General features: G+C 71.8%; 19 protein-coding genes and 1 pseudogene. 12 read left to right on the top strand and 8 right to left on the bottom strand.

Annotation, left to right across the window (positions count from 1 at the left end; genetic code table 11):
- Positions 1-3 precede the first annotated feature (3 nt).
- From ACZ4U1_RS08710 to ACZ4U1_RS08700, 3 genes are all read right to left on the bottom strand, one after another.
- Positions 4-1,269 carry an NAD(P)/FAD-dependent oxidoreductase gene (locus ACZ4U1_RS08710; protein ID WP_467901320.1) on the bottom strand — a complete coding sequence of 422 codons (1,266 nt, stop codon included), beginning with the start codon at positions 1,267-1,269 and terminating at the stop codon, positions 4-6.
- A 104-nt stretch (positions 1,270-1,373) separates the two neighbouring features.
- Positions 1,374-2,648: a deoxyguanosinetriphosphate triphosphohydrolase gene (locus ACZ4U1_RS08705; protein ID WP_467901318.1), complete on the bottom strand. Its 1,275-nt coding sequence runs from the start codon at positions 2,646-2,648 to the stop codon at positions 1,374-1,376.
- Positions 2,649-2,676: 28 nt separating this feature from the next.
- Complete coding sequence (locus ACZ4U1_RS08700; RefSeq protein ID WP_467901315.1) at positions 2,677-3,465, bottom strand: sirohydrochlorin chelatase; 789 nt, start codon at positions 3,463-3,465, stop codon at positions 2,677-2,679.
- Positions 3,466-3,617: 152 nt separating this feature from the next.
- Between ACZ4U1_RS08700 and ACZ4U1_RS08695 the strand changes: the two genes are divergently transcribed.
- The 3 genes from ACZ4U1_RS08695 to ACZ4U1_RS08685 all read left to right on the top strand — a co-directional run bounded on the left by ACZ4U1_RS08695 (position 3,618) and on the right by ACZ4U1_RS08685 (position 7,463).
- Positions 3,618-4,295: a SanA/YdcF family protein gene (locus ACZ4U1_RS08695; protein ID WP_467901312.1), complete on the top strand. Its 678-nt coding sequence runs from the start codon at positions 3,618-3,620 to the stop codon at positions 4,293-4,295.
- A gap of 103 nt (positions 4,296-4,398) precedes the next feature.
- Positions 4,399-6,567: a molybdopterin oxidoreductase family protein gene (locus ACZ4U1_RS08690; protein WP_467901309.1), complete on the top strand. Its 2,169-nt coding sequence runs from the start codon at positions 4,399-4,401 to the stop codon at positions 6,565-6,567.
- A gap of 56 nt (positions 6,568-6,623) precedes the next feature.
- On the top strand, positions 6,624-7,463 hold the full coding sequence (locus ACZ4U1_RS08685) for an arylamine N-acetyltransferase family protein (RefSeq protein WP_467901307.1): 840 nt from the start codon (positions 6,624-6,626) through the stop codon (positions 7,461-7,463).
- Position 7,464: 1 nt separating this feature from the next.
- Here ACZ4U1_RS08685 and ACZ4U1_RS08680 read toward each other — a convergent pair whose 3' ends face one another.
- A complete protein-coding gene (locus ACZ4U1_RS08680) occupies positions 7,465-7,929 on the bottom strand; it encodes a gamma-glutamylcyclotransferase family protein (protein ID WP_467901474.1) in 465 nt (154 codons plus the stop codon).
- A gap of 137 nt (positions 7,930-8,066) precedes the next feature.
- Here ACZ4U1_RS08680 and ACZ4U1_RS08675 point away from each other — a divergent pair, with 137 nt between their 5' ends.
- From ACZ4U1_RS08675 to ACZ4U1_RS08665, 3 genes are all read left to right on the top strand, one after another.
- On the top strand, positions 8,067-9,716 hold the full coding sequence (locus tag ACZ4U1_RS08675) for a M4 family metallopeptidase (RefSeq protein WP_467901304.1): 1,650 nt from the start codon (positions 8,067-8,069) through the stop codon (positions 9,714-9,716).
- Positions 9,717-10,010: 294 nt separating this feature from the next.
- The gene (locus ACZ4U1_RS08670; protein WP_467901300.1) at positions 10,011-10,520 is read left to right on the top strand and encodes a hypothetical protein; all 510 of its coding nucleotides are present in this window, start codon (positions 10,011-10,013) and stop codon (positions 10,518-10,520) included.
- A gap of 121 nt (positions 10,521-10,641) precedes the next feature.
- A complete protein-coding gene (locus tag ACZ4U1_RS08665; RefSeq protein ID WP_467901298.1) occupies positions 10,642-11,271 on the top strand; it encodes a class F sortase in 630 nt (209 codons plus the stop codon).
- Between the two features lie 5 nt (positions 11,272-11,276).
- Here ACZ4U1_RS08665 and ACZ4U1_RS08660 read toward each other — a convergent pair whose 3' ends face one another.
- On the bottom strand, positions 11,277-11,624 hold the full coding sequence (locus ACZ4U1_RS08660) for a winged helix-turn-helix transcriptional regulator (protein ID WP_467901295.1): 348 nt from the start codon (positions 11,622-11,624) through the stop codon (positions 11,277-11,279).
- 98 nt (positions 11,625-11,722) lie between these two features.
- Here ACZ4U1_RS08660 and ACZ4U1_RS08655 point away from each other — a divergent pair, with 98 nt between their 5' ends.
- The 6 genes from ACZ4U1_RS08655 (at position 11,723) to ACZ4U1_RS08630 (ending at position 18,365) form a co-directional block, all read left to right on the top strand.
- A complete protein-coding gene (locus ACZ4U1_RS08655) occupies positions 11,723-12,610 on the top strand; it encodes an NAD(P)-dependent oxidoreductase (protein ID WP_467901291.1) in 888 nt (295 codons plus the stop codon).
- 108 nt (positions 12,611-12,718) lie between these two features.
- Positions 12,719-13,933 (top strand): NAD(P)/FAD-dependent oxidoreductase, encoded by a 1,215-nt coding sequence (locus ACZ4U1_RS08650; protein ID WP_467901288.1) that lies wholly within the window; start codon positions 12,719-12,721, stop codon positions 13,931-13,933.
- Complete coding sequence (nirB, locus tag ACZ4U1_RS08645; RefSeq protein ID WP_467901285.1) at positions 13,934-16,543, top strand: nitrite reductase large subunit NirB; 2,610 nt, start codon at positions 13,934-13,936, stop codon at positions 16,541-16,543.
- Complete coding sequence (gene nirD, locus ACZ4U1_RS08640) at positions 16,540-16,890, top strand: nitrite reductase small subunit NirD (protein ID WP_467901282.1); 351 nt, start codon at positions 16,540-16,542, stop codon at positions 16,888-16,890. Before nirB ends, nirD begins: the two co-directional genes overlap by 4 nt.
- A 41-nt stretch (positions 16,891-16,931) precedes the next feature.
- Positions 16,932-17,516 carry a TetR/AcrR family transcriptional regulator gene (locus ACZ4U1_RS08635; protein WP_467901279.1) on the top strand — a complete coding sequence of 195 codons (585 nt, stop codon included), beginning with the start codon at positions 16,932-16,934 and terminating at the stop codon, positions 17,514-17,516.
- A gap of 81 nt (positions 17,517-17,597) precedes the next feature.
- Positions 17,598-18,365 (top strand): SDR family NAD(P)-dependent oxidoreductase, encoded by a 768-nt coding sequence (locus ACZ4U1_RS08630; RefSeq protein WP_467901276.1) that lies wholly within the window; start codon positions 17,598-17,600, stop codon positions 18,363-18,365.
- A 16-nt stretch (positions 18,366-18,381) separates the two neighbouring features.
- On the opposite strand, the pseudogene ACZ4U1_RS08625 reads toward ACZ4U1_RS08630, so the two are convergent.
- From ACZ4U1_RS08625 to ACZ4U1_RS08615, 3 genes and pseudogenes are all read right to left on the bottom strand, one after another.
- A pseudogene (locus tag ACZ4U1_RS08625) lies at positions 18,382-18,544 on the bottom strand (carbohydrate ABC transporter permease); the annotation flags it as partial.
- A 47-nt stretch (positions 18,545-18,591) separates the two neighbouring features.
- A complete protein-coding gene (locus tag ACZ4U1_RS08620) occupies positions 18,592-20,724 on the bottom strand; it encodes a hypothetical protein (RefSeq protein ID WP_467901273.1) in 2,133 nt (710 codons plus the stop codon).
- Positions 20,725-21,534: 810 nt separating this feature from the next.
- Positions 21,535-22,641, bottom strand: a complete 1,107-nt coding sequence (locus ACZ4U1_RS08615; protein ID WP_467901271.1) for a methyltransferase domain-containing protein — start codon at positions 22,639-22,641, stop codon at positions 21,535-21,537.
- Between the last annotated feature and the right edge of the window lie 368 nt (positions 22,642-23,009).

The following is a 23,009-nucleotide window of genomic DNA, read 5'->3' as shown; positions in this document are numbered from 1 at the left end:
AGGTCAGGAGGCGAGGCCGTCCAGGGGTACGTGCGGGTCGGAGAGGGCCTCGATGTTCACCCGGGCCCGGGAACGGATCAGGTTCTGGATCTGCTCTGTGACATCCCACACGTTCACGTTCATCCCGGCCAGCACGCGTCCCTCCTTCACCCAGAACGCGATGAACTCCCGCTTCCCCGCGTCACCCCGGATCACCACCTCGTCGTACGCCCCCGGCGGCGCCCACCCGCTGTACTCCATGCCCAGGTCGTACTGGTCGGTGAAGAAGTACGGCACCCGGTCGTAGGTGACGTCCTGGCCGAGCATCGCGCGCGCCGCCGCCGGGCCGCCGTTCAGGGCGTTCGCCCAGTGCTCCACCCGCAGCCGGGTGTCGAACAGGGCCAGCGGGAAGGACGCCACGTCGCCGGCCGCGTAGATGTCGGGGTCGGACGTGCGCAGCCGTTCGTCGACGACGATGCCGCCGCCGTGCGCCCGGTCGGCGATCTCCAGGCCCGCCGCCTCCGCGAGCGCGGTCCGCGGGGCCGCGCCGATCGCCGCGAGGACGTCGTGCGCCGGGTGCTCCTCGCCGTCGTCCGTGCGGGCCGCGAGGACCATGCCGTCCTGGCCGACGATCTCCGTGAGCCGCACACCGAAGTGGAAGCGGACGCCGTGCTCGCGGTGCAGCTGGGCGAAGACGTTGCCCAGCTCGGGACCGAGGACGCCGTGCAGCGGGGTCGGCTCCGGTTCGATCACCGTGACCTCGGCGCCGTACTCGCGGGCCGCCGCCGCGATCTCCAGGCCGATCCAGCCGGCGCCCGCGATCACGAGGTGCCCGTTCTCCTGGCCGAGGTGGTGCAGGACGCCCTTGAGGCGCTCGGCGTGCGCGAGACGGCGCAGGTGGTGGACGCCCGCCAGGTCCGTGCCGGGGATGTCCAGGCGGCGCGGCTCGGCACCGGTGACCAGGAGCAGCTTGTCGTAGCGGACGAGGGTGCCGTCGTCACCGAAGCGGACCGTCTTCGCCGTACGGTCGATGCGGTCCACGGTCTGGCCGAGGTGCAGCTCGATGTCGTTCCGCGCGTACCAGGCGGGCTCGTGCACGAAGACGCTGTCGCGCTCCTCCTTGCCGAGCAGATAGCCCTTGGACAGCGGCGGGCGCTCGTACGGGTGGTCGCGTTCGTCGCAGATCAGTATCACCCGGCCGCTGAAGCCCTCCGCGCGGAGCGTCTCGGCCGCCTTCGCACCGGCGAGACCGCCTCCGACGATGATGAATGTCTGATCCGCGTCGACCACTTGATGCCTCCTCGTAAGGGTGCCGCCACATGCGAGCGTCCCGCACGCGGCGGGATGCGGGAAGAGGGTGTGACCCGATCAGGCCACGGCCGGTCATGTTCCTCTCACATATGCCCCGTCAGTCTCGCGTGCAGCGAGAGCGCGGAGGCGTCGGTGAGGGAGGCGATCTGGTCGACGATCACCCGCTTGCGCGCCCGGTCGTCGGCCGCCGCGTCGAACAGCGCCCGGAACTGGGGGTCCAGGCCGTCGGGTGCGCGGACGGTCAGCGCCTCGGCCAGCTCCGCGACGATCACCCGCTGGTCGGCGCGCAGCCGCTCCTGCTCCGCGCGCTGCATCACGTACCGGTCCGCGACCGCCTTGAGCACCGCGCACTCCATGCGGGTCTCGCGGGGTACGACGAGTGCGGCGCCGTAGCGGGTGAGCCGGCCGGTTCCGTACGCGGCGCGCGTGGCGCCCTCGGCGGCCAGGCAGAACCGGCCGATGAGCTGGCTGGTGGCGTCCTTCAGGCGGGCCTGGGCGACCGCGGTGCCGTCGTAGCCGTGCGGCCACCACTCCTGGTCCTGGAGGCGGTCCAGGGCGGCGGCGAGTTCCGCCGGGTCGGTGTCCGCGGGCACGTACCGGCCGACGGCGACCTGGAACACCGCCTGCCGTTCCGGCTCCGCGTGCAGGCAGTTGGGGTCGATGTGGCCGGCGTGCAGTCCGTCCTCGACGTCGTGCACCGAGTAGGCCACGTCGTCCGACCAGTCCATGACCTGCGCCTCGAAGCAGGTGCGGGTGCCGGGGGCGTGCGCTCTGACCCAGTCGAACACCGGGCGGTCGTCCTCGTACACGCCGAACTTGCGTGACGCCGGGTCGGTGGGGTGGGTGCCGCGCGGCCAGGGGTACTTGGTGGCGGCGTCGAGGGTGGCGCGGGTGAGGTTCAGGCCGACGGAACGGTTTTCGGTGAACCGTTTCGGCTCGATGCGGGTGAGGAGCCTCAGGGACTGGGCGTTGCCCTCGAAACCGCCGCAGTCGTCGGCGAACTCGTTCAGGGCCTGTTCGCCGTTGTGGCCGAAGGGCGGGTGACCGAGGTCGTGCGAGAGGCAGGCCGCCTCGACCAGGTCCGGGTCGCAGCCGAGGGCCGCGCCCAGTTCCCGGCCCACCTGGGCGCATTCGAGGGAGTGGGTGAGGCGGGTCCTGGGGCTGGCGTCCCAGATCTGGCTCCGGGTTCCCGGGGTCACCACCTGCGTCTTGCCTGCGAGGCGGCGCAGGGCGGCTGAGTGGAGGACGCGGGCGCGGTCGCGTTGGAAGGCGGTGCGGCCCGGGCGCTTGTCGGGTTCGGGGGCCCAGCGTTCGACTGACGCCGGGTCGTATGCCGTGGTGAGCGGGGTGCCTTCCATGTGTCGACAGTAAGCCACCCCGTGCCGCTCAGGCGGCTTCAGCCGACCTTGCCGACAGGCTCTGGTCGTAGCGGTGCAGGATCAGGTGGGCCATCGCGTCCTGGGCTCCCAAGGGGGCCGAGGCGATCCACGGCGCTGCTTGCGCACACTGGGTCGCGAAGCGGCCGGGGGCCGCGAAACAAGAAGCCACTGCCACCCTGTGGCGGCCCCTCGCCGCCAAGGCGCGCAACGCGGTCGGCACCGTCGGGCTCGCCGCCGAGGCGTACGCGGGGATCACCGGGACGCCCAGGCGGGCGGACAGCAGGCGGGCCGTGCGGCGGGTGTCGGTGGCCGAGTCGGGGTCGCGGGAGCCGGCCGCGGCGAGGACGACGGCGGTCTCGCGGCGGGCGGCGGAGTCCATGACGGGGGGCCAGCCGGCCTCCAGCAGGCGGGCGTGCAGGGCCTCGGCGAGCAGGGGGTGCGGGCCGAGGGGCGGGGCCGTGCGGGTGTCGCCGGAGGCTGCCGCGGCCATCTCCGGGATGTCCTGCTTGACGTGGTAGCCGCGGCCGAGGAGGAGGGGGACGAGGACGGCGGGGGTGTCACCGAGGGCGGCGAGGGTGTCGGGGAGCAGGGGTTCGTTCAGCTCGATGTGGCCCAGGTGGACGGGGAGGCCGGGGCGCAGCGCGCGGACCCGGGCCATGAGGGCCCGTACGGTGGTGAGCGCCCGGGGGTCGCGGCTGCCGTGGGCGACCAGCACGAGGGCGGGCGGGGCCGGGCGGCGGCGGCCGAGCGGGGAGACGAGCCGGCTGCTGGTGCGGGGTGGGGTGGACGCCGTCATGGAAGGATCCTGACGGGAACACGTTGCGTGCCCGTTGCGCGGCCGTCACGGGTATTTTCCGTGGGTTCACGTCGTACGGGTGCACGGTGTGAGGCGAACCGGATCGGTGTCGCCGGCGTCCTCCTTGGTCGGAGGCGATCAGGGGGGACCGTATGAGGATCCGTCGGCCGCGATGGCCGCGCACGCGGGCCGGGCAGCGGCGGCTGGTGCAGGCCGTGATGGCCGGGTGTGTGCTGGCGCTGCTGCCGTCGACCTGGCTGTATGTGTCCACGGCGGACCGGCTGCGGACGGCGGCGGACGTGCCGCGCACCGAGGTCGCGGTGGTGTTCGGGGCCGGGCTGTGGCAGGGCGAGCCGTCGCCGTACCTCGCGCACCGGCTGGACGCGGCGGCGGAGCTGTACCGGGCGGGGCGGATCGAGGTGGTCCTGGTCACCGGGGACAACAGCCGGGAGGACTACGACGAGCCCGACGCGATGCGCGCGTACCTCACCGAGCACGGGGTGCCGGACGCGCGGATCGTCAGCGACTACGCCGGGTTCGACACCTGGGACTCCTGTGTCCGGGCGAAGAAGATCTTCGGCGTCGACAAGGCCGTACTGATCAGCCAGGGGTTCCACATCCGGCGGGCGGTGGCGCTGTGCGAGGCGGCGGGGGTCGAGTCGTACGGCGTCGGGGTGGCCGCGAAACACGATGTGACCTGGTACTACGGCGGGACGCGCGAGGTGTTCGCGGCGGGCAAGGCGGCGCTGGACGCGGTGTTCCGGCCGGACCCGCGCTTCCTGGGGCCGAGGGAGCCGGGGGTGACGCGGGCGCTGGCCGCCGGGCGGTGACGGTCGCCTCACGGCGGGCGGGGCGGCGCGGGGAGGTCGCCGTGCCGGGGGTGTAACCGGATGCGACACGGGGGCGTAACACACCGGACGCACGCTGGGCGGTATGGAGAACACCTCGACGCCCACCCACTGCCCGTACTGCGCCCTGCAGTGCGGGATGAACATCACGCCCCTGCCCAAGGGGGGCGTCGAGGTCACCGAGCGCCCTGACTTCCCCGTCAACCGGGGCGCGCTGTGCGGCAAGGGCCGTACGGCGGCCCAGGTGCTGTCCCCGGCGGTCCGGCTGACCGCGCCGCTGGTGCGGAAGGGCGGCCGGCTGGTGGAGGCGAGCTGGGCGGAGGCGCTGGACCTGATCGCCGAGCGGCTCGGGTCGGTCCGGGAGCGGTACGGCGCCGATGCCCTCGGGGTGTTCGGCGGGGGCGGGCTGACCAACGAGAAGGCGTACACGCTCGGCAAGTTCGCGCGGGTGGTGCTGGGGACCTCGCAGATCGACTACAACGGGCGGTTCTGCATGTCCTCGGCCGCGGCGGCCGGCACGAAGGCGTTCGGTCTGGACCGGGGGCTGCCGTTCCCGCTGGAGGACGTCCCGAAGACCGGCTGTGTGATCCTCGTCGGGTCCAACCTGGCCGAGACCATGCCGCCGTCGCTGCGCTTCTTCACGGAGCTGCGGGAGAACGGCGGCACGCTGATCGTCGTCGACCCGCGCCGGACGAGGACGGCCGAGCAGGCGGACCTGCACCTGGCGCCCCGCCCCGGCACCGACCTGGCCCTCGCCCTGGGTCTGCTGCACCTGGTGGTGGCGGAGGGGCGCACGGACGAGGAGTACATCCGGGAGCGGACCGCCGGCTGGGAGGAGGCCCGGGCCGCGGCGATGGCGCACTGGCCGGAGTACGTGGAGCGGATCACCGGGGTGCCGGTGCCGCAACTGCGCGAGGCGGTACGACTGTTCTGCGAGCCGGAGTCCGCGATGGTGCTCACCGCGCGCGGGCCGGAGCAGCAGTCCAAGGGCACGGACACGGTGGGCGCGTGGATCAACCTGTGCCTGGCGACCGGCCGTCCGGGCCGCCCGCTGTCGGGGTACGGCTGTCTGACCGGGCAGGGCAACGGGCAGGGCGGGCGCGAACACGGCCAGAAGGCCGACCAGTTGCCCGGCTACCGCAAGCTGGACGACCCGGCGGCGCGGCGGCACGTGGCCGGGGTGTGGGGTGTGGACCCGGACAGCCTGCCCGGTCCCGGGCGCAGCGCGTACGAACTCCTCGACGCCCTCGGCACGGACGTCCGGGCGCTGCTGCTGATGGGCTCCAACCCGGTGGTCTCGGCCCCGCGCGCGGCCCACATCGAGCAGCGCCTGCGGTCACTGGACTTCCTCGCGGTGGCCGACGTCGTCCTCTCGGAGACGGCGGAGCTGGCGGACGTCGTGCTGCCGGTCACCCAGTGGGCGGAGGAGACGGGCACGACGACCAGCCTGGAGGGCAGGGTGCTGCTCCGCCGCCAGGCCGTCACCCCGCCGCCCGGCGTCCGCAGCGACCTGTACGTCCTGCACGAGCTGGCCGGGCGCCTCGGCGTGGAGAAGGGCTTCCCCACCGACCCCGAGGAGGTCTTCGAGGAACTCCGCCGCGCCAGCGCCGGCGGCCCCGCCGACTACTCGGGCATCACCTACCGCCGCCTGGCGGAGGAGAACGGCGTCTTCTGGCCGTGCCCGGAGGGACCTGGTGAGACGCAGGGCGCGGGCGCGGCCGACGGTGAGGACGCGGCCCTGGACGCGCTGCCCGACGACCCGGCGGCGGACGCCGGCACCGCGCACCCCGGCACCCCCCGCCTCTTCCTCGACCGCTTCGCCACCCCCGACGGCCGGGCCCGGTTCGTGCCCGTGATGTACCGGGCGACCGCGGAGGAGCCGGATGCCGAATATCCCCTGGTGCTGACCACCGGGCGGGTGGTGGCGCAGTACCAGTCGGGGGCGCAGACCCGGCGGGTGGCGGAGCTGAACGCGGCGGCGCCCGGACCGTTCGTGGAGCTGCATCCGCGGCTCGCGGCCCGGCTGGGCGCGGCGGACGGCGACCCGGTGGCGGTGGTGTCCCGGCGCGGCCGGGCCGTGGCACCGGCCCGGATCACGAGTGCCATCCGGCCGGACACCGTGTTCATGCCCTTCCACTGGCCGGGCGAGGGCCGCGCCAACACCCTCACCAACCCGGCCCTGGACCCGACGTCCCGGATGCCGGAGTTCAAGTCGTGCGCGGTGCGGCTGGAGGTCGTAGGACCAGGGCAGTAGCGCGGTTCCGTCCGCCGGAGGCGGCACGGGCGGCGCGGCTCGCATAGGTTCGGGGTATGTCCGAGACCGAACAGACCCCGTCGTACGACCTCGACGCCTATCTCGACCGCATCGGCTGGAAAGGCGAGCGGCGGGCAGACCTGGAGACCCTGCGGGGCGTGCACCTGGCGCACGCGCTGTCGCTGCCGTTCGAGAACCTGGACCCGGTGCGGGGCAGGGCGCCCTCGCTGGCGCCCGCCGACCTGATAGCGAAGATGATCCACGGCCGGCGCGGCGGCTACTGCTACGAGCACAACACCCTGCTCCGGCTGGCGCTGGAGGCGCTCGGTTTCCGGGTGACCCCGCTGGCCGGCCGGGTGGTGGTGGGCGCAAAGACGCCGGAGAGCCGGCCGCGGACGCACGCGATGCTCCGGGTCGAGGTGCCGGGCGAGCCGCGGCCGTTCCTGGCGGACGTCGGCTTCGGCGCGCCCGGGGCGCTGCTGCTGCCGGTGCCGCTGGTGACCGGCACCGGGTTCGAGGGCGCCGGGCGCCGGCACCGGCTGGTGCGGCTGCCGCACGAGGGGCCGCTGGAGCTGTGGGAGTTGCAGGCCTACGACACCCGGGACGAGGCCTGGGCGGGGCAGTACGCGTTCACCCAGGAGCCGTTCGCCGCACCCGACTTCGAGGTGTTCAACTGGTTCGTCGGCACCCACCCGCGCTCGCCGTTCACCCGCCGCCCCTACCTTCAGCGGACCACCGCCGAGCGCCATCTCGCCCTGGACGGCACCCGGTTCACCGAAACCCGTGCCGACGGCACGGTGACCGAGCGCACCCTGACGGAGGAGGCCGAGGCGCGGCGCCTGGTGGAGGAGGAGTTCGGCATCGAGCCGCCCGAGGGGCTGGAGCTGCTGGGCTGAGTCAGCGGCGGGAGAGCCAGTCGCCGTCCGCGATGCGGGTGCCGCTCCGGCGCAGCCGGGCGGCGACGCCGGGGGCGGCGAGGTAGACCCAGGCGCGGACGGTGCCGCCGGCGGCGCGGACGACGTCCCGGGCGGCGCGTTCGTAGAGGTTGCGGGGGTCGCCCGGCACGTACTCCTCCAGCCGGTCGAGGGCGGCGAGGAGTTCCTCGTACGCCTCCGGCCGCGCGGTCACCAGTTCGCCGCGGACGGTCCCGCCGGGCCCCTCGACGGCGTAGGGGTAGCCGGGGCCGTCGTACAGCACGGCGCCGGTGAGGTGTCCGGGTTCCTCGGCGAGGGTGCGGCCGCGCAGGAAGAGGTCGTGGTTGGGCTCGCCGGGGCGGAGCGTGCCGTAGACGAAGAAGGGCAGGGGGCGGCTGTCCTCGCGGGGATCTTCGCGGCTGTCCTCGCGGGGGTGGTCCTCGGCGATCACGGAAACGATTCTGTACCCTCGCCGGCTCCCCACACATCTCCATGAAGACCCTATGGACATGACATGTCATGGGCACTTAAATCTCGGGGACCAGCGCCACCCCCACCCAGCCTGGCGCCTCCCCGAGGAGACAGATGAGCCGGATACGGCAGCACATCCGAGGAACCCGTCGCACGGCCACCGCCGGTGTCGCCCTCACCACCGCGACCCTGCTGGCCGTCAGCCTCTCCCCCGCCGCCCACGCCGACGGCAGACCGACCCGGGCCACCGCGATCGAGAACGCGGCGTCGGCACTGCTCGCCCACGCCTCCACCCTGGGTCTCACCTCCCCCCAGGACACCAGCGTCCGGGACGTGATCGTGGACAGGGACGGCACCCAGCACGTCCGCTACGACCGCACCTACCGCGGACTCCCGGTCGTCGGCGGCGACTTCGTCGTCCACCTGGCCCCCGACGGCGGCTACCGCAGCGCCGACCGCGCCACCCGGCAGGCGATCTCCCTGCCCTCCGTCACCCCGGAGGTCACCGGCCCCGAGGCCGCCGGTCTCGCCGTGAACGCCCTGCGCGCGGCCAACCCCGGTACGGCGCTGAAGCAGGTCAAGGCCAAGCCGGAACTGGTCGTCGACGCCCTGCACGGCAGCCCGAAGCTGGCCTGGCGGACCAACGCGGTCGGCCTGGACTCGCTCGGCAACCCCGTCGCCCGGACCGTGCTGACCGACGCGCGCACCGGCGCCCGGATCGACGCCTGGGACAGCATCGAGACGGCCACCGGCGACGGCAAGGCGCTCTACAGCGGGACGGTACCGCTGGAGACGACCCAGTCCGGATCGTCGTACCAGCTCAAGGACCCGACGCGCGGCAACACCTACACCGGTGACGCCGAGAACAAGACCGACCTCTGCATCTTCGGCATCTGCTTCAGCCGGGCCCCCGCGACCCTGTTCACGGACGCCGACAACCACTGGGGCACGGGCACCACCGCGGACCGCGCCTCCGCCGCCGTCGACGCCCAGTACGGCACCAACGAGACCTGGGACTACTACAAGAACATCCACGGCCGCAGCGGCATCGCCGGTGACGGCAAGGGCTCGTACAACCGCGTCCACTACGGCAGCAACTACAACAACGCCTTCTGGGACGACAGTTGCTTCTGCATGACGTACGGCGACGGTGACGGGACCACCTTCGGACCGCTGGTCGCCCTCGACGTCGCCGGGCACGAGATGACGCACGGCGTGACGTCGAAGACGGCGGCGCTGACGTACTCCGGCGAGTCCGGCGGGCTGAACGAGGCCACCTCGGACATCCTCGGCACGATGGTCGAGTGGTACGCGAACAACTCCTCCGACTCCGGTGACTACCTCATCGGCGAGAAGATCGTGAAGTCCGGCTTCGGCAAGCCGGCCCTGCGCTTCATGGACAAGCCCTCCAAGGACGGCAGTTCCGCCGACTACTGGAGTTCGTCGGTCGGGAACCTCGACGTCCACTACTCCTCCGGCGTCGCCAACCACTTCGCCTACCTGCTCGCCGAGGGCAGCGGCGCCAAGACCATCAACGGCGTCAGCTACGACTCGCCGACGTACAACGGCTCGACGGTCACCGGCATCGGCCGGGAGAAGACCGGCAAGATCTGGTACCGGGCACTGACGGTCTACATGACCTCGTCCACCAACTACAAGGGCGCCCGCACGGCGACCCTGAACGCCGCCAAGGACCTCTACGGGTCGGGCGGCACGGAGTACAACGCGGTGGCCGCCGCCTGGAGCGCGGTCAACGTCAGCTGAACCGGCAAGCAGCCGTGAAGGCCGGTGCCACCCGGGCGCCGGCCTTCTTCGTCACCCGTTCACCGGACCCACCGCTCCATTCGTGTGTTTTTCGTACCGCCGTCTCGCATCGGCCCCCCATACGCCCGTGACCTGCCGGAACGTCGCGCGGACTAGGCCGTGCGGGGTGTGCCGGCGACACCCGTTCACCCCCTTTCTGACGCCCCTTCAGGAAGCGGCCGAGCCCCGGAGCGACTTACCTCGGTAGGGCAGGGGTGCACCCCTGGACGAGTCGGACAAGCTCTGGGGAGCACCATGCGACGCACTGCCCGTCTGCTGGCCGGTACCGCGCTCGCCGTGGCCGCCGCGGCACCCGCCCACGCCGCCGGGGCCGGCCGTCTGGACGTGTACCCGTCCACCGTGGCGCCCGGTGGCCAGGTCTCGGTGAACACGGCCGCGTGCGGGGACACGGGCGCCGCGACCGGGGACGCCGGCGCGGTCGGCGCCGGCACGTTCACACTGGCGCCCAGCGCGCACGAGGGCGAGGCGATCGGCCAGTTCCGGGTGCCGCCGAGCGCGCAGCCGGGGACGTACGAGATCGTCGCCCGGTGTGCCGAGGGCGACCGGCAGGTGACGGGCGACCTGGTGGTGGCGTTGAGCGCGGTGTACGCACAGGTGCAGCCGCGGGGAAGCGTGAAGACGGGGGTCGGCGGCGGACTGGGCCCCGACCCCGTGCAGACCGCGGCGGGTGTGGCGGCGCTTGCCGTCGCCGCCGCGGGCGGTACCTGGCTCCTGCATCGCCGGGCGAGAGGCGACGGGATCTGACGGACACCCTCCGCTGTCCGTCCGCCGGTACCGCACATCCCGCCCCCTCCGGGTCCGACGCCCCTCGCGGCCCGGAGGGGGAGAGGGCTTCGGGGGGTCCGCCCCCGGGAGAGGGGATCGCATGCGCAGCAGCTCCAGGCTCGGCGACACCGCCATAGCCGCGGTCACCGTCGTGGCCCTCGGTTCGGGGGTGTGGCTGCTCGGCGGCGGCGCCGTCAGCCACACGCCGCCGCAGCCGACGCCCGCCGAGGGCCGTCCCGACCCGGGCGACGGGCGGGGCGCGGCCCCCGCGCTCGCACCGTCCCCGCCCATCCGCATCCGCATCCCCGCGATCCGCGTGAACGCCCCCCTGACGGGCCTGGCCCTCACCCGCTCCGGCAACCTGGACGCACCGCCCGCCAAGGAGAAGAACCTGGCCGGCTGGTACGAGGCCGGCACCACCCCCGGGGAGACGGGGACCGCGATCGTCGCCGGCCATGTCGACAACGCCGAGGGACCCGCCGTCTTCTACGACCTCGGCGCGCTGAAGCGGGGCGCCCGCATCGAGGTGGACCGCCGGGACGGCACCGTGGCCGTGTTCACCGTGGACGCGGTGGAGGTGTACTCGGCACGCGACTTCCCCGACGAGAAGGTGTACGGCGCGGCCCCCCGCCCCGAACTCCGCGTCATCACCTGCGGCGGAGGCTACTCGCGAACCACCGGCTACCAGGGCAACGTGGTGGTGTTCGCCCATCTGACGGGCAGCCGCTGAAGGCTTCAGCGCGGCGCCGGTGCCGCGCCCAGGACGTGTCTCTTCCCCCACGTCCCGAGCGGCTCCAGCGCCGTGTTCAGCTGGGTGCCGATCTCGGTCAGCGAGTACTCGACGCGGGGCGGCACCTCGTCGTACTCCTCGCGGTGCACGATGCCGTCGGCCTCCAGCTCGCGCAGCTGCGCGGCGAGCACCTTCTCCGTGACGCCCGGCAGCAGCCGGCGCAGCTCACCGAAGCGGCACGTGCCGCGTTCGCCCAGCGCCCACAGGATCGACACCTTCCACTTGCCGTCGATGATGTCCATGGCCGCGTCGGTCCCGCAGACGTACGCCCCCGGCCGCCGTCCCACCGGCATGGTCCTCCCCCTTCCGACCCGCATGCTTTCCCGCTGGTAACCACCCACTTCGAAGTGCGTACTTCTGCGCGGCGGCTCCTCCGGGGAGCCTAGTCGCCATGACCGACAACCCCCTGTCCTCCAGCCCCCGTACTCCCCTGACCCTGCTCGGCACCGGTGCGATGGGTACCGCGCTCGGGCGGGCCTGGCTCGCCGCCGGGCATCCGCTGACCGTCTGGAACCGCACGCCCGGGCGCGCGGCCGCGCTGACCGCCGAGGGAGCGGTGGCGGCCGCGAGCGCGGCGGAGGCGGTGGCCGCGAACCGGCTCGTCGTGGCCTGCCTGCTGGACGACACCTCGGTGGGCACCGCCCTGGAGGGAGCCGACCTGGCCGGCCGGGACCTGGTGAACCTCACCACCGGCACCCCCGCCGACGCCCGGGCGCGCGCCGCCTGGGCCGAGGAGCGCGGCGCCCGGTTCCTGGACGGCGGGATCATGGCCGTACCGCCGATGATCGGCGCGCCCGGTGCCTTCGTGCTCTACAGCGGCGCCCCGGACCTGTTCCAGGAACACCGGGACACCCTCGCCGTCCCGGCCGGCACCGAGTACGTCGGCGCCGACGCCGGTCTCGCCGCGCTGCACGACGTGGCGCTGCTGAGCGGGATGTACGGCATGTTCGCGGGTGTCACGCACGCGTTCGCGCTGCTGCGCGGGACGGAGGTGGCGCCCAGCGACTTCGCCGCGCTGCTCGTGCCGTGGCTGCACGCGATGGCCGGCATGGCGGCTCAGACGGCCGAACGGCTGGAGTCCGGCGACTACACGACCGGAGTCGTCTCCAACCTGGCCATGCAGGTCGCCGGCACCGACACGCTGCTGCGCACGGCAGCGGAACAGGGCGTGAGCGCGGAACTCCTCACACCGTTCCTGAACCTGATGCGCGACCGCCTCGCCGACGGCCACGGGACGGAGGACACCACCGGCCTGGTGACCCTGCTCCACACCCGCTGACCCCGCCCCCCGCCCTCACACCCCGGGCGCGCGCCGGATGAGGGCAGCGTTCCTCTCGGGAAACAGACGTGATGCTGCCGGGTAACGTCCGGGCCGCACGCTCGGGACATGACCTCGAATACGCGTGTGGTGGTGATCGGCGCCGGCCTCGCGGGCGTACGGCTCGCCCGGCGGCTCGGCGAGCTGGGTGTGCCCGCGCTGCTCGTCGGCGACGAGGAGCACGCGCCGTACAACCGGGTGCTGCTGGCCGAGGTGCTCGCCGGCCGGTACGCCCCGGAGGTGATCGCGCTCCCGCCGCACGCCGGCCTGCTGCGCACCCGGGTCACCGGCATCGACCGGGCCGCCCGGACCGTCGACTGCGCCGACGGCACGTCGATCGCATACGACACGCTGGTCCTGGCCACCGGCTCCAACCCGGTGCTGCCCCCGCTGCGCGGCCTGTTCACCCCTGACCACCAGCTCCCCGAGGGCGTCCACGCGTTCCGCACCATGGACGACTGCCTGGGCCTGGCCAAGGCGGTGCGGCCCGGGGTGCGGGCGGTCGTCATCGGCGGCGGGCTGCTCGGCGTCTCCGCGGCCCGTGCGCTCGCCGTGCGCGGCGCCCAGGTGGTGCTCGCCCAGCAGGCCGAGCGGCTCATGGAGCGCCAGCTCGACCCGGACGCCTCCCGGCTGGTGCTGCGGCACCTCACCGACCTGGGCGTCGAGGTGCACACCGAGTGCCGGGTCCGGGACGTGCGCTGCGTCGCCGGAGCGGTCCGCTCGGTCGAGATGGCCGACGGCTACGCCCTCGACGCCGACCTCGTGGTCCTCGCCTGCGGGGTGCGGCCCCGCACGGGTCTCGCCGAGCAGGCCGGTCTCGCGGTGCACAGGGGCGTCCTCGTGGACGACGAGCTGCGCACCTCCGACCCGCACATCCACGCCATCGGCGACTGCGCCCAGCACGACGGCACGGTCTACGGCCTGGCCGCCCCGGCCCTGGAACAGGCCGACGCGCTCGCCGAGCTGCTGGCAGGTGACGCCCGTGCCCGCTACACCGGCACCCGCTCCCTGACCCGGCTGACCCTCACCGGTCCCGACTCCCCCTTCGACCTCGCCGCGTTCGGCGAGACCGAACCCCGCCCCGGCGACGACGTCGTGCGGATCGCCGACGCCACCCGGGGCACCTACCGCAAGGTCGTCGTCCGCGACGACCGCCTGGTCGGCGGGGTCCTCGTCGGCGAACTCGGCACCGTCGGCGCGCTCGCCCGCGCCTGGGAGGGAGCAGAGCCGCTCCCCGACGGCGGCCCCCTGCTCCACCTGCTCACCAACGATGGAGGCTCCTGAATGACCGCCACCCTGGGGGCCACCCCCACGATCGTGCTCGTCGGCCACGGCATGGTCGGCCAGCGCTTCCTCGAAGCGCTCGCCGAGCGCGGCCTGACCGCCACGCACCGCGTGGTCGTGCTGTGCGAGGAGCCGCGTCCTGCGTACGACCGCGTGCAGCTCACCTCGTACTTCTCGGGGAAGACCCCCGAGGACCTCTCCATGACCGACATGGAGTTCATCAAGGACCACGGCATCGAGCTGCACCTCGGCGACCCGGCGGAGGCGATCGACCGCGAGGCGCGGAAGGTGACCGCCCGCTCGGGTCTGGTCGTGGACTACGACGTCCTGGTCCTGGCCACCGGCTCCTACCCGTTCGTACCGCCGGTGCCGAACAAGGACGCCACCGGCTGTTTCGTGTACCGGACCATCGAGGACCTGCTGGCGATCGAGGAGTACGCGAAGACGAAGGCGACCACCGGTGCCGTCGTCGGCGGCGGTCTGCTCGGCCTGGAGGCCGCCGGCGCGCTCAAGGGCCTCGGACTGAACGCGCACATCGTGGAGTTCGCGCCGCGCCTGATGCCGGTGCAGGTGGACGAGGGCGGTGGCGCGGCCCTGCTGCGGACCATCGAGGAGATGGGCCTTACCGTCCACACCGGTGTGGGCACCCAGGAGATCGTGACCGACGCCGACGGTGCCGTGACCGGCATGAAGCTGTCCGACGGCTCCGAACTCGCCACCGACCTGGTGGTGTTCAGCGCCGGTGTCCGCCCCCGCGACCAGCTGGCCCGCGCCTCGGGCCTCACGGTCGGCGAGCGCGGCGGCATCGCGGTGGACGAGCAGTGCCGGACCGTCTCCGACCCGCACGTCTTCGCGATCGGCGAGTGCGCGCTGGCCGCCGACGGCCGGGTGTACGGCCTGGTGGCGCCGGGCTACGAGCAGGCCGAGACGGCCGCCGCGACGATCGCCGAGGACGAGGCGTCCTTCACCGGCGCCGACCTGTCCACCAAGCTGAAGCTGCTCGGCGTGGACGTCGCCTCCTTCGGCGACGCGCACGGCACCACCGAGAACTGCCTGGACGTCGTCTACTCCGACTCGCGTGCGGGCCTGTACAAGAAGCTGGTCATCGGCGCGGACGGCACGCTGCTCGGCGGCATCCTGGTCGGTGACGCCGAGGCGTACGGCACCCTGCGCGCCCTCACCGGCTCGGTGCCGCCCATCTCCCCCGAGTCGCTCGTCCTGCCCGCCGGAGCGGGCTCGGGGGCCCAGCTCGGCCCGTCCGCGCTGCCGGACGACGCGATCATCTGCTCCTGCCACAACGTCAGCAAGGGCACGATCCGCGGCGCGGTCACCGACCACCGGTGCACCACGGTGCCCGAGGTGAAGAAGTGCACCAAGGCCGGTACCGGCTGCGGCAGTTGTGTGAAGGTGCTGGGCCAGCTGGTCACCGCGGAGCTGGAGGCGTCCGGCGTCGAGGTCGACAAGGGCCTGTGCGGCTGCTTCGCGCAGACCCGCGAGGAGCTGTACGAGATCGTCCTCGCGCTGCGCATCACGTCGTACCAGGAGCTGCTGGACCGCTACGGCCGCGAGGGCGCCCGGGGTGGTGACGGCTGCGAGGTGTGCAAGCCGGCGGTCGGCTCGATCATCGCCTCGCTGGCCCCCACCATCGGCGCGAGCGGCTATGTCCTGGACGGCGAGCAGGCCGCGCTCCAGGACACCAACGACCACTTCCTCGCCAACCTGCAGAAGAACGGCTCGTACTCGGTCGTGCCGCGCATCCCCGGCGGTGAGATCGCCCCGGAGAAGCTGATCGTCATCGGTGAGATCGCCCGGGACTTCGGCCTCTACACGAAGATCACCGGTGGGCAGCGGATCGACATGTTCGGCGCCCGGGTGGAGCAGCTGCCGCTGATCTGGGCGCGGCTGGTGGACGCCGGCTTCGAGTCGGGGCACGCGTACGGCAAGGCGCTGCGCACGGTGAAGTCCTGCGTGGGATCCACCTGGTGCCGGTACGGCGTGCAGGACTCCGTCAAGATGGCGATCGACCTGGAGCTGCGCTACCGGGGCCTGCGCTCCCCGCACAAGCTGAAGTCGGCGGTCTCCGGCTGCCAGCGCGAGTGCGCCGAGGCCCAGTCGAAGGACTTCGGGGTGATCGCCACCGCGAACGGCTGGAACCTGTACGTCGGCGGCAACGGCGGCGCCACCCCGCGCCACGCCGACCTGCTGGCCCAGGACCTGTCCGACGCCGAACTGGTCCGGCTGATCGACCGGTTCCTGATGTTCTACATCCGCACCGCCGACCGTCTGGAGCGCACCAGCACCTGGCTGGAGCGCATCCCGGGTGGCCTGGAGCACGTACGGGACGTGGTGGTGCACGACTCGCTCGGCATCTGCGACGAGCTGGAGAAGCTCATGCGGGCGCACGTCGCGAACTACCGCGACGAGTGGGCGGAGACCGTGAACGACCCCGAGAAGCTGGCCCGGTTCGTGTCCTTCGTGAACGCCCCGGACACCCCGGACCCGGTCGTCTCCTTCGTCCCCGAGCGCGACCAGATCAAGCCCGACCTGCCGCTGCTGAACATCGGCCTGCGGCCCGCCGACGACATCCTGGAAGGAAGCGCCCAGCGATGACCCTCGCCGTTGAGACGACCGCCCTGAAGGTCCAGCTCCAGCTGGCGGACACCTGGTTCACGGTCTGCGACCTGAGCATGCTGGTGCCGGGCCGCGGGGTGGCCGCCCTGCTGCCGGACGGCCGCCAGGTCGCGGTCTTCCGGGACCGCACGGACCGGCTGTACGCCATCGACAACCGTGACCCCTTCACCGGTGCGGCCGTCCTCTCCCGCGGTCTGACCGGCACCCACGAGGGCCGCCCGTTCGTCGCCTCCCCGCTGCTGAAGCAGCGCTTCGACCTGGCCAGCGGGCAGTGCCTGGACGACGAGGAGGTACGGGTGACGGCCTACGAAGTCCGCGCGGCCTGACCGTACTTGACCGACCGTTCCAGAAAACCTAGGCTGCCCGTGTGGCCAGGACCAAGGAATTCGACCCGGACGCCGCGCTGCAGTCAGCCCTGGAGCTGTTCTGGCAGCGCGGCTACGAGGCGACGTCGATGGCCGACCTGGTGGCGCACCTGGGCATCGGAAAGGCGAGCCTGTACGCCACCTTCGGCAGCAAGCACGAGCTGTACCTGAGGGCGCTGGACCGGTACGGACAGGCGCAGAACCCGCGGCTGACGCGGGAGCTGTCCGGGCCCGGCCCGGTGCTGCCGGCCGTGCGAGCGCTGGTCCGGCGGTTCGCCGCCGAGGCCGGTGCCGAGGCCACCCGGGAACAGGGCTGCCTGGTCACCAACACGGCGGTCGAGCTCGCCCCGCACGACCGGGACGCGGCCCGCCGGGTGGAGCACAGCTGGGACACCATCGAGACCCTGCTGCACTCCGCCCTGGTCCGCGCCCAGGCGCAGGGCGAGCTGGCCGGCGACCGCGATCCGCTGACCCTCGCGCGCATGCTGCTGGTCCTGCTCCAGGGCCTGCGGGTGGTCGGCAAGGCGTCGGCGGACCCGGCCCGGGTCCGGGACGCCGCGGAGCAGGCCCTGGCGCTGCTGGACTGACGGACGCGCCCCGCGAAAGGGGCGCGTTTTTGTCGGCCCTCAAACTGAACCGATCGGTCAAGAAAAAAGGGGACTTTCACCATGACGCACCGCTTCTCGGGCCGGACCGCTCTCGTCACCGGCGCCGGCTCCGGCATCGGCCGGGGGGTGGCGCTCGCCCTCGCCCGCGAAGGCGCGCACGTGGTCGTCGCCGGCCGCCGCCGCGAGCCGCTCGAGGAGACCGTGGCCCTCGTCGAGGACCAGGGCGGCAAGGCCCTCGCCGTCACCGCCGACGTCTCCCGCGCCGACGACCTGCGCGCCCTGGTGGCCGCCGCCGTGGACCGGTTCGGCTCCCTGGACGTGGCCGTGAACAACGCCGGGGTACTGGAGGGCCGGGGGCGGGCCGTGGGCGAGCTGGCCGAGAAGGACTGGCGCCGGATGCTCGACATCAACGTCACCGGCGTCTTCCTCGCCCTCCAGGCCGAGATCGCGCAGATGCGCACCCAGCCGGGCGGCGGCGCGATCGTCAACATCGCCTCCCGGATCGGCGTGCACAGCCGGCTGCCCGGCACCGCCGGCTACGCCGTCAGCAAGGCGGCCGTCTCCGTCCTCACCCGTGCCGCCGCCCTGGACCACATCGCCGACGGGGTGCGCATCAACGCGGTCAGCCCCGGCCCCACCGCCACCGACATGTCCTTCAAGCGCGGGGAGACCGAGGCCGACCGGGCCGCGCGCATGCGCACCGAGGTACCGCTCGGCCGGGTCTCCACGGTCGAGGAGGTGGCCGCCGCGGTGCTGTACCTGGCCTCGGACGACGCGGCCTCGGTGGTCGGCACCGACCTGGTGGTCGACGGCGGCTCCACGGCCTGACCCGGCCCCCGACGGATCAGTCGATCCCGGACCGCTCCACCCCCGCCACGACGAACAGCTCGTGCAGCCGTACGACCTGGGCGGTGGTGTACGAGGACAGGGCCCACCTGCACCGTCCAGGCGCTCTGGTCCCGCCCGATCACCAGCGGCCACAGGAAGGAGTTCCACGCGCCGAGGAAAAAGTATCCCCAGCCGCCACTGCCCGGAGGCGTGCGCCCCCTTGACGTCAGCTCGGCTTTCCCATGCCTGCAATGACTTCGGGCCATTTGCGCAGCTCGCTGAGCACGTTCATGAGCCCGAGCACCGCCTCGTCCGCCTGCTGTCGGCTCAGGGCATACTCCATACCGGCCGAGTCCGCCCTCTTCTGCAGCTCGCCCAAAACCTCACCGACCTCCGTCGCCCCGTCCACCATCGCGTTGATCTGGGTCGCCAGCTCGCGCACCAGGCGCTCGACCGCTTGGGTATCCGTCTCTTCCGGGGCCTGCGCAGCGGTCGCGGTGGCTTCATCGGCCGTGCCCGTACCTGAACCGGCAAAGGTGTCGAGCGTCAGTCCCTTCCCGTCGAGGTCCTGGACGATGGCTTGGACACGTTCGAGGCCCCGTCGGGTGTAGGGGCGGGCGCCGGTCTCCTTGGGGAACGTTCGGTTGAACCAGGCACGGCTGGCGGTCCCGTCCAGTACTTCGCCCGTGAGCGAGACCTTCCTGGGAGTCCGCCCCTCGTCCATGGCCAGGGCCAGCTCTCGCAGCAAGGGAATCGCCGCGGTCGGATTGTTCCGCAGGGCGTTGAGGTTGTTCTTCACGGTGCGTCGGACCCGCTCGGCCTCTATGCCGTCCTCGTCCACAGTCTTCTGGCCCTGGAGCGAACCGCGGTCGGCATCGATGATGCCGTAGGCCGCAAGCCAGTGTGCGGCCCGAAACATGATGAGCTCCTCAAAGGCCAAGGGGTCCTTGTCCGCATCAGCGAGCAGCTCCGCCAAAGGGCGCTCCGAGGGCGAGAACCCGGTCTTCGCCTGGCTGAGATGGAAGACTTCGGCGATCCGCGGATTCCACGGCTCGGGGTAGCTTTCGGAGGTCAGCGCAGACCACGCGCGCGCCCGCCGGTTCGCCTCGCGAGAGGAGAGCTGAGAAGGCGGGCCCTCGCTCAGGGCCTTGCGAATGATCTCCCGCTTGCGCTGGTCGACGGGGAAGAACTCCCTCAGCAGGCGCATCGACCGTAGGTCCCGCAGGGCCGAGACAGAAGCGTTGTCCGGCACCCCCGGCAGTTCCGTCACCGGCGCCGCCCCGGACAGCACATCCGCCGTGGTCTCGTCCAGCACGCCCTGGGCCACATAGGCACCCAGCACGCTACGACCCAGCGCCCGGCCCTGGTCGTTGGGCGTGAATTCGAGAGGCGGATGGACGTGGTCACGGCGGTTGCTCACCTGGACGATCCGGAACAAACGCATCGGCGTGGGACTGCCCACGACCAGATGTGCCTCCACTTCAGCGATCAGGCGAGCACGATACGCCCGTGCGTTCGGATCGGGATTCTCCTGTACGACCGCGTACTCGGCGTTGAGCAGTTCTGCGAGGGTCTTGAGCCAGTAGTTGGGATTGACGGCTACGCCTTCGCCCTCGACACCCAGCTTCTTGAAAGGAACGCCAGTGAGCACCTCGGCGGAGCTGATGTCGAAGATCTCCTGCCGCCGTCGCGTACGGTTGTTGCCGCGCACGGCCATCCAGCCCCAGTAGGCGGAAGGACGCAGGGGTTTGCCGTTGGGGCCTTCTTCGATCTCCTCGTCGAGCCGGAAGTGGTGCGCCACCAGCATGCAGGGTTCGTGCTGTCCGTTCAGGACCAGGTCTTCGCCCAGGTTGTACGTGCGGTGACCATCGCGATTGTCGAGTTCTGCCGCCGCCTGTTCAACGTTGCTCAGCAGTCTGCTCAGGGTATCGACACGGCTTTCCAGCGCCGCAAAGACTTTCTCCTTGCCGTCTTCCGTGGCCCGTGTCCATGGCAGAATCCGGGCCAGGGAGCGCCGTCCGCCCGCGGCAGGGTCAGCCGCCGAGCGCCACGCCGAGCTGATCCTCTCGTTGTGCTCCCAGACGATGCCTCCTACGCCGTTCATGCGCACGTCGAGGATCACCATCTCGCCGGCCTCCGTGGGCACCGTGCGTAGCCGGTTGGCCTTGAGGCGACGCCGACCGTCGGAATCGGCATCCGTCAGCGCGTCCTTGGGACGGACGATGAAGGGGGCGATGTTCTCCAGCGCGTCCCGTGGCACGTTCACCCCGGGCGCGGATAGGACAGCGTCGATCCACTTCTCTTGCCAGTCCTGCGGTGCGGGGGCGTGAAATGGGTTTACCAGAGCGGGGTCGGGCATGGCGGATGACCTCTCGAATGACGGGTTGCTTCAGGACGTCCTGGGCCTTGTCGGATGATCTCCGTCAAGGCCAGATGCCTGGAAGGAATGAGGAGATACCCGTCCGGATCCACTGAGCGATGCGGTCGTAGCGTTGGCCTCGCTCCAGCTCGTCCACGCGTTTTTCGAGTGTGCTCAGCCGCTTCGCACAGTCACGCGCGTCCTCTTCAGACGGCGAGCTGTTCTCCACGTTCGGCAAGAAGGCCATGACGGATCCCTGGGGTCACGCGGCGCGATGGCGCCACCGCTCAGTCCACCGCCGCCCGGCGGGCGGCGGAGTGGAGGTAGCAGGTGCCCCGCGTGGGGATCGTTGCTGTCACAGCGACCGTGATCCGCCCGGACGGCGGCAGCCGGCGCCATGACCGCCTTCCGGCCGACTCTCCCGTCGTTCCAGTGCTCGTGGCGTCCACTGAAGGCCTGCGGCACATGCGGAATCGGGCCCTCCGGAGAAGTCCGGTACGACCGACGGGAGTTCTGGCCAGCATGGGCGAGCTCCGTGATCCATCTTGGCCGTGCCGCACCGGCTTCATCAGGCATTGATCGGAACAGCTCGGGAGACGCCAGACTCATGGTCGCGTCGCCGCTATTAGCGTCAATTTCGCTCCGATTTACTTCGCAAACGACGTAGCAGTCAGCCCGGTTCCGCTTGTCTTGGCGCATGAAGGAGCGACGCCCCCGCATCGGGGTGTCGCCCCTCCTCTTTCGTGCGCCGGAGCCGCCGCCGATCGGTGTGGGTCGAGGACCAACGGCGGCTCCGGGGTCTTGTCAGCCTCAACCGGCGGCCGGAACGAGGTCTTCCGGATCGTCCAGCCACACGCGCTGTCCGTCACCATCGACGGTCAGCCCGAATCGGTCCCGGGACGGTCGGCCTCGGTCCTCCCACCACCGGTAGGCCGCCTCGATCTCGTCCCACAGGCGACGCGGCCCGTACTGCTCGACCTCGAACACCTCTCGACCGGGCACGTACTCCACGGTCGCCCAGGACCTCCGGTCGTCGGCGAGAAGCCAGTACGTGGCTTCGCCCGAGCCGTCGTTCGCATGGCACAGCACCGGATAGGCGTCACGAAGCCGAGCACCGATCGCGAACTCGGCTTCAGCCTCCGCGTCGATGTCCCGAGGGTCGATACGGGTTGTCGATTTCTCTCCGGTCTCCTCGTGGTACACGTCCGCGATGGTCGCGGTACGTCCACGCTGACCGCGTGCCCGCATGAACGCCGGATAGCCGGAGAACCGACCCGACGCGCTCCCATCCCTGCCCACATCCAGGGTGAGGAACGAATAGGAGTGGAAGGAACCGCCCCAGGGGGTGACGATCCGCCCTCCCGGCGCCTGTTCGAGCCACGCGTACGGGACCGTCCGCACGGTGCATGTGCAGATGATCCGGTCCACCGTTCGGTGATCGGGCAGCCCGTTCATGCCGTCGCCGGTCACCACGGTGACCGGCAGGCCGGCCGCCTTCAAGTTGGCCCGAGCCTGCTCCGCGATCGCGGGGTCGTACTCGATGGTCACCACATTCTCGGCGCCGAGCCGGTGAGCGAGCCACGCGGCGTTCAGGCCTGTGCCGGCCCCGATCTCCAGTACTTGATGACCGTCATGGACGTCGAGGAGCGCCAGCATCTCCAGCATGATCGACGGCATGGAGCTGGACGACGTGGGCGTACCCGGTCCGTCTTTCTCACCGTCGTCGGTCTGCGTGACGACCGGTACGTCTCCGTACGCTCTCAGGGCCCATCGATCGGGGTCGGCGGCCCTTGAGATCCCTTCGAATTCCTCGGGCAGAAAGAGACCACGGTCGACCGCGAACACCGTCTCGCGCCAGTCATCCGGTAGCACGCCCTTGTTGGTCAGGATCTCTACGAGGCGCTGCTGTGAGGTCATGGTGTCCTCACTTCTTCGGAGGCGTGATCGGCTTGTTCCACTGGCCGTCGGACTCCCTCGGCGACTGCTTCCTGTCGCCGTCCTCTCCGCCCTTGCCGTCTCCGTGCTTGCCCATCGCTGAGTCCTCCTTCGCATCGTGCCGCTTTCTTGTGTAGTGGTCCGGAGACCGTGCCTTCAGCCGGTTACGGGAATCGGCTCCGGGTCCGGCCCCGGCCGCGGCCCTGACGGTTTGGGCGCAGGAGGCGGCGGGGGCTGCGGCTGTTTACCCATGAGGTGGGGTCCCTTCCTTCGGGTGGGGCCCGGCCGGGCCGCGATGTTGTGAACGAGCAGCGCGCCCCGGTCGGGAGTTGAATGGGGTCCTATGGCTG

It is taken from the genome of Streptomyces sp. NPDC028928 (assembly GCF_055564915.1).
The sequence above is the reverse complement of the archived record's forward strand: the minus strand, read 5'-3'. Positions and strand labels throughout refer to the sequence as shown.

What these genes read in the sequence shown, in the direction of transcription:
- ACZ4U1_RS08705 (WP_467901318.1), bottom strand. Translation starts at nt 2,648, where the DNA reads ATGGAAGGCACCCCGCTCACCACGGCATACGACCCGGCGTCAGTCGAA.
- ACZ4U1_RS08700 (WP_467901315.1), bottom strand. Translation starts at nt 3,465, where the DNA reads ATGACGGCGTCCACCCCACCCCGCACCAGCAGCCGGCTCGTCTCCCCG.
- ACZ4U1_RS08695 (WP_467901312.1), top strand. Translation starts at nt 3,618, where the DNA reads ATGAGGATCCGTCGGCCGCGATGGCCGCGCACGCGGGCCGGGCAGCGG.
- ACZ4U1_RS08690 (WP_467901309.1), top strand. Translation starts at nt 4,399, where the DNA reads ATGGAGAACACCTCGACGCCCACCCACTGCCCGTACTGCGCCCTGCAG.
- ACZ4U1_RS08685 (WP_467901307.1), top strand. Translation starts at nt 6,624, where the DNA reads ATGTCCGAGACCGAACAGACCCCGTCGTACGACCTCGACGCCTATCTC.
- ACZ4U1_RS08675 (WP_467901304.1), top strand. Translation starts at nt 8,067, where the DNA reads ATGAGCCGGATACGGCAGCACATCCGAGGAACCCGTCGCACGGCCACC.
- ACZ4U1_RS08670 (WP_467901300.1), top strand. Translation starts at nt 10,011, where the DNA reads ATGCGACGCACTGCCCGTCTGCTGGCCGGTACCGCGCTCGCCGTGGCC.
- ACZ4U1_RS08665 (WP_467901298.1), top strand. Translation starts at nt 10,642, where the DNA reads ATGCGCAGCAGCTCCAGGCTCGGCGACACCGCCATAGCCGCGGTCACC.
- ACZ4U1_RS08660 (WP_467901295.1), bottom strand. Translation starts at nt 11,624, where the DNA reads ATGCCGGTGGGACGGCGGCCGGGGGCGTACGTCTGCGGGACCGACGCG.
- ACZ4U1_RS08655 (WP_467901291.1), top strand. Translation starts at nt 11,723, where the DNA reads ATGACCGACAACCCCCTGTCCTCCAGCCCCCGTACTCCCCTGACCCTG.
- ACZ4U1_RS08650 (WP_467901288.1), top strand. Translation starts at nt 12,719, where the DNA reads ATGACCTCGAATACGCGTGTGGTGGTGATCGGCGCCGGCCTCGCGGGC.
- nirB (WP_467901285.1), top strand. Translation starts at nt 13,934, where the DNA reads ATGACCGCCACCCTGGGGGCCACCCCCACGATCGTGCTCGTCGGCCAC.
- nirD (WP_467901282.1), top strand. Translation starts at nt 16,540, where the DNA reads ATGACCCTCGCCGTTGAGACGACCGCCCTGAAGGTCCAGCTCCAGCTG.
- ACZ4U1_RS08630 (WP_467901276.1), top strand. Translation starts at nt 17,598, where the DNA reads ATGACGCACCGCTTCTCGGGCCGGACCGCTCTCGTCACCGGCGCCGGC.
- ACZ4U1_RS08620 (WP_467901273.1), bottom strand. Translation starts at nt 20,724, where the DNA reads ATGCCCGACCCCGCTCTGGTAAACCCATTTCACGCCCCCGCACCGCAG.
- ACZ4U1_RS08615 (WP_467901271.1), bottom strand. Translation starts at nt 22,641, where the DNA reads ATGACCTCACAGCAGCGCCTCGTAGAGATCCTGACCAACAAGGGCGTG.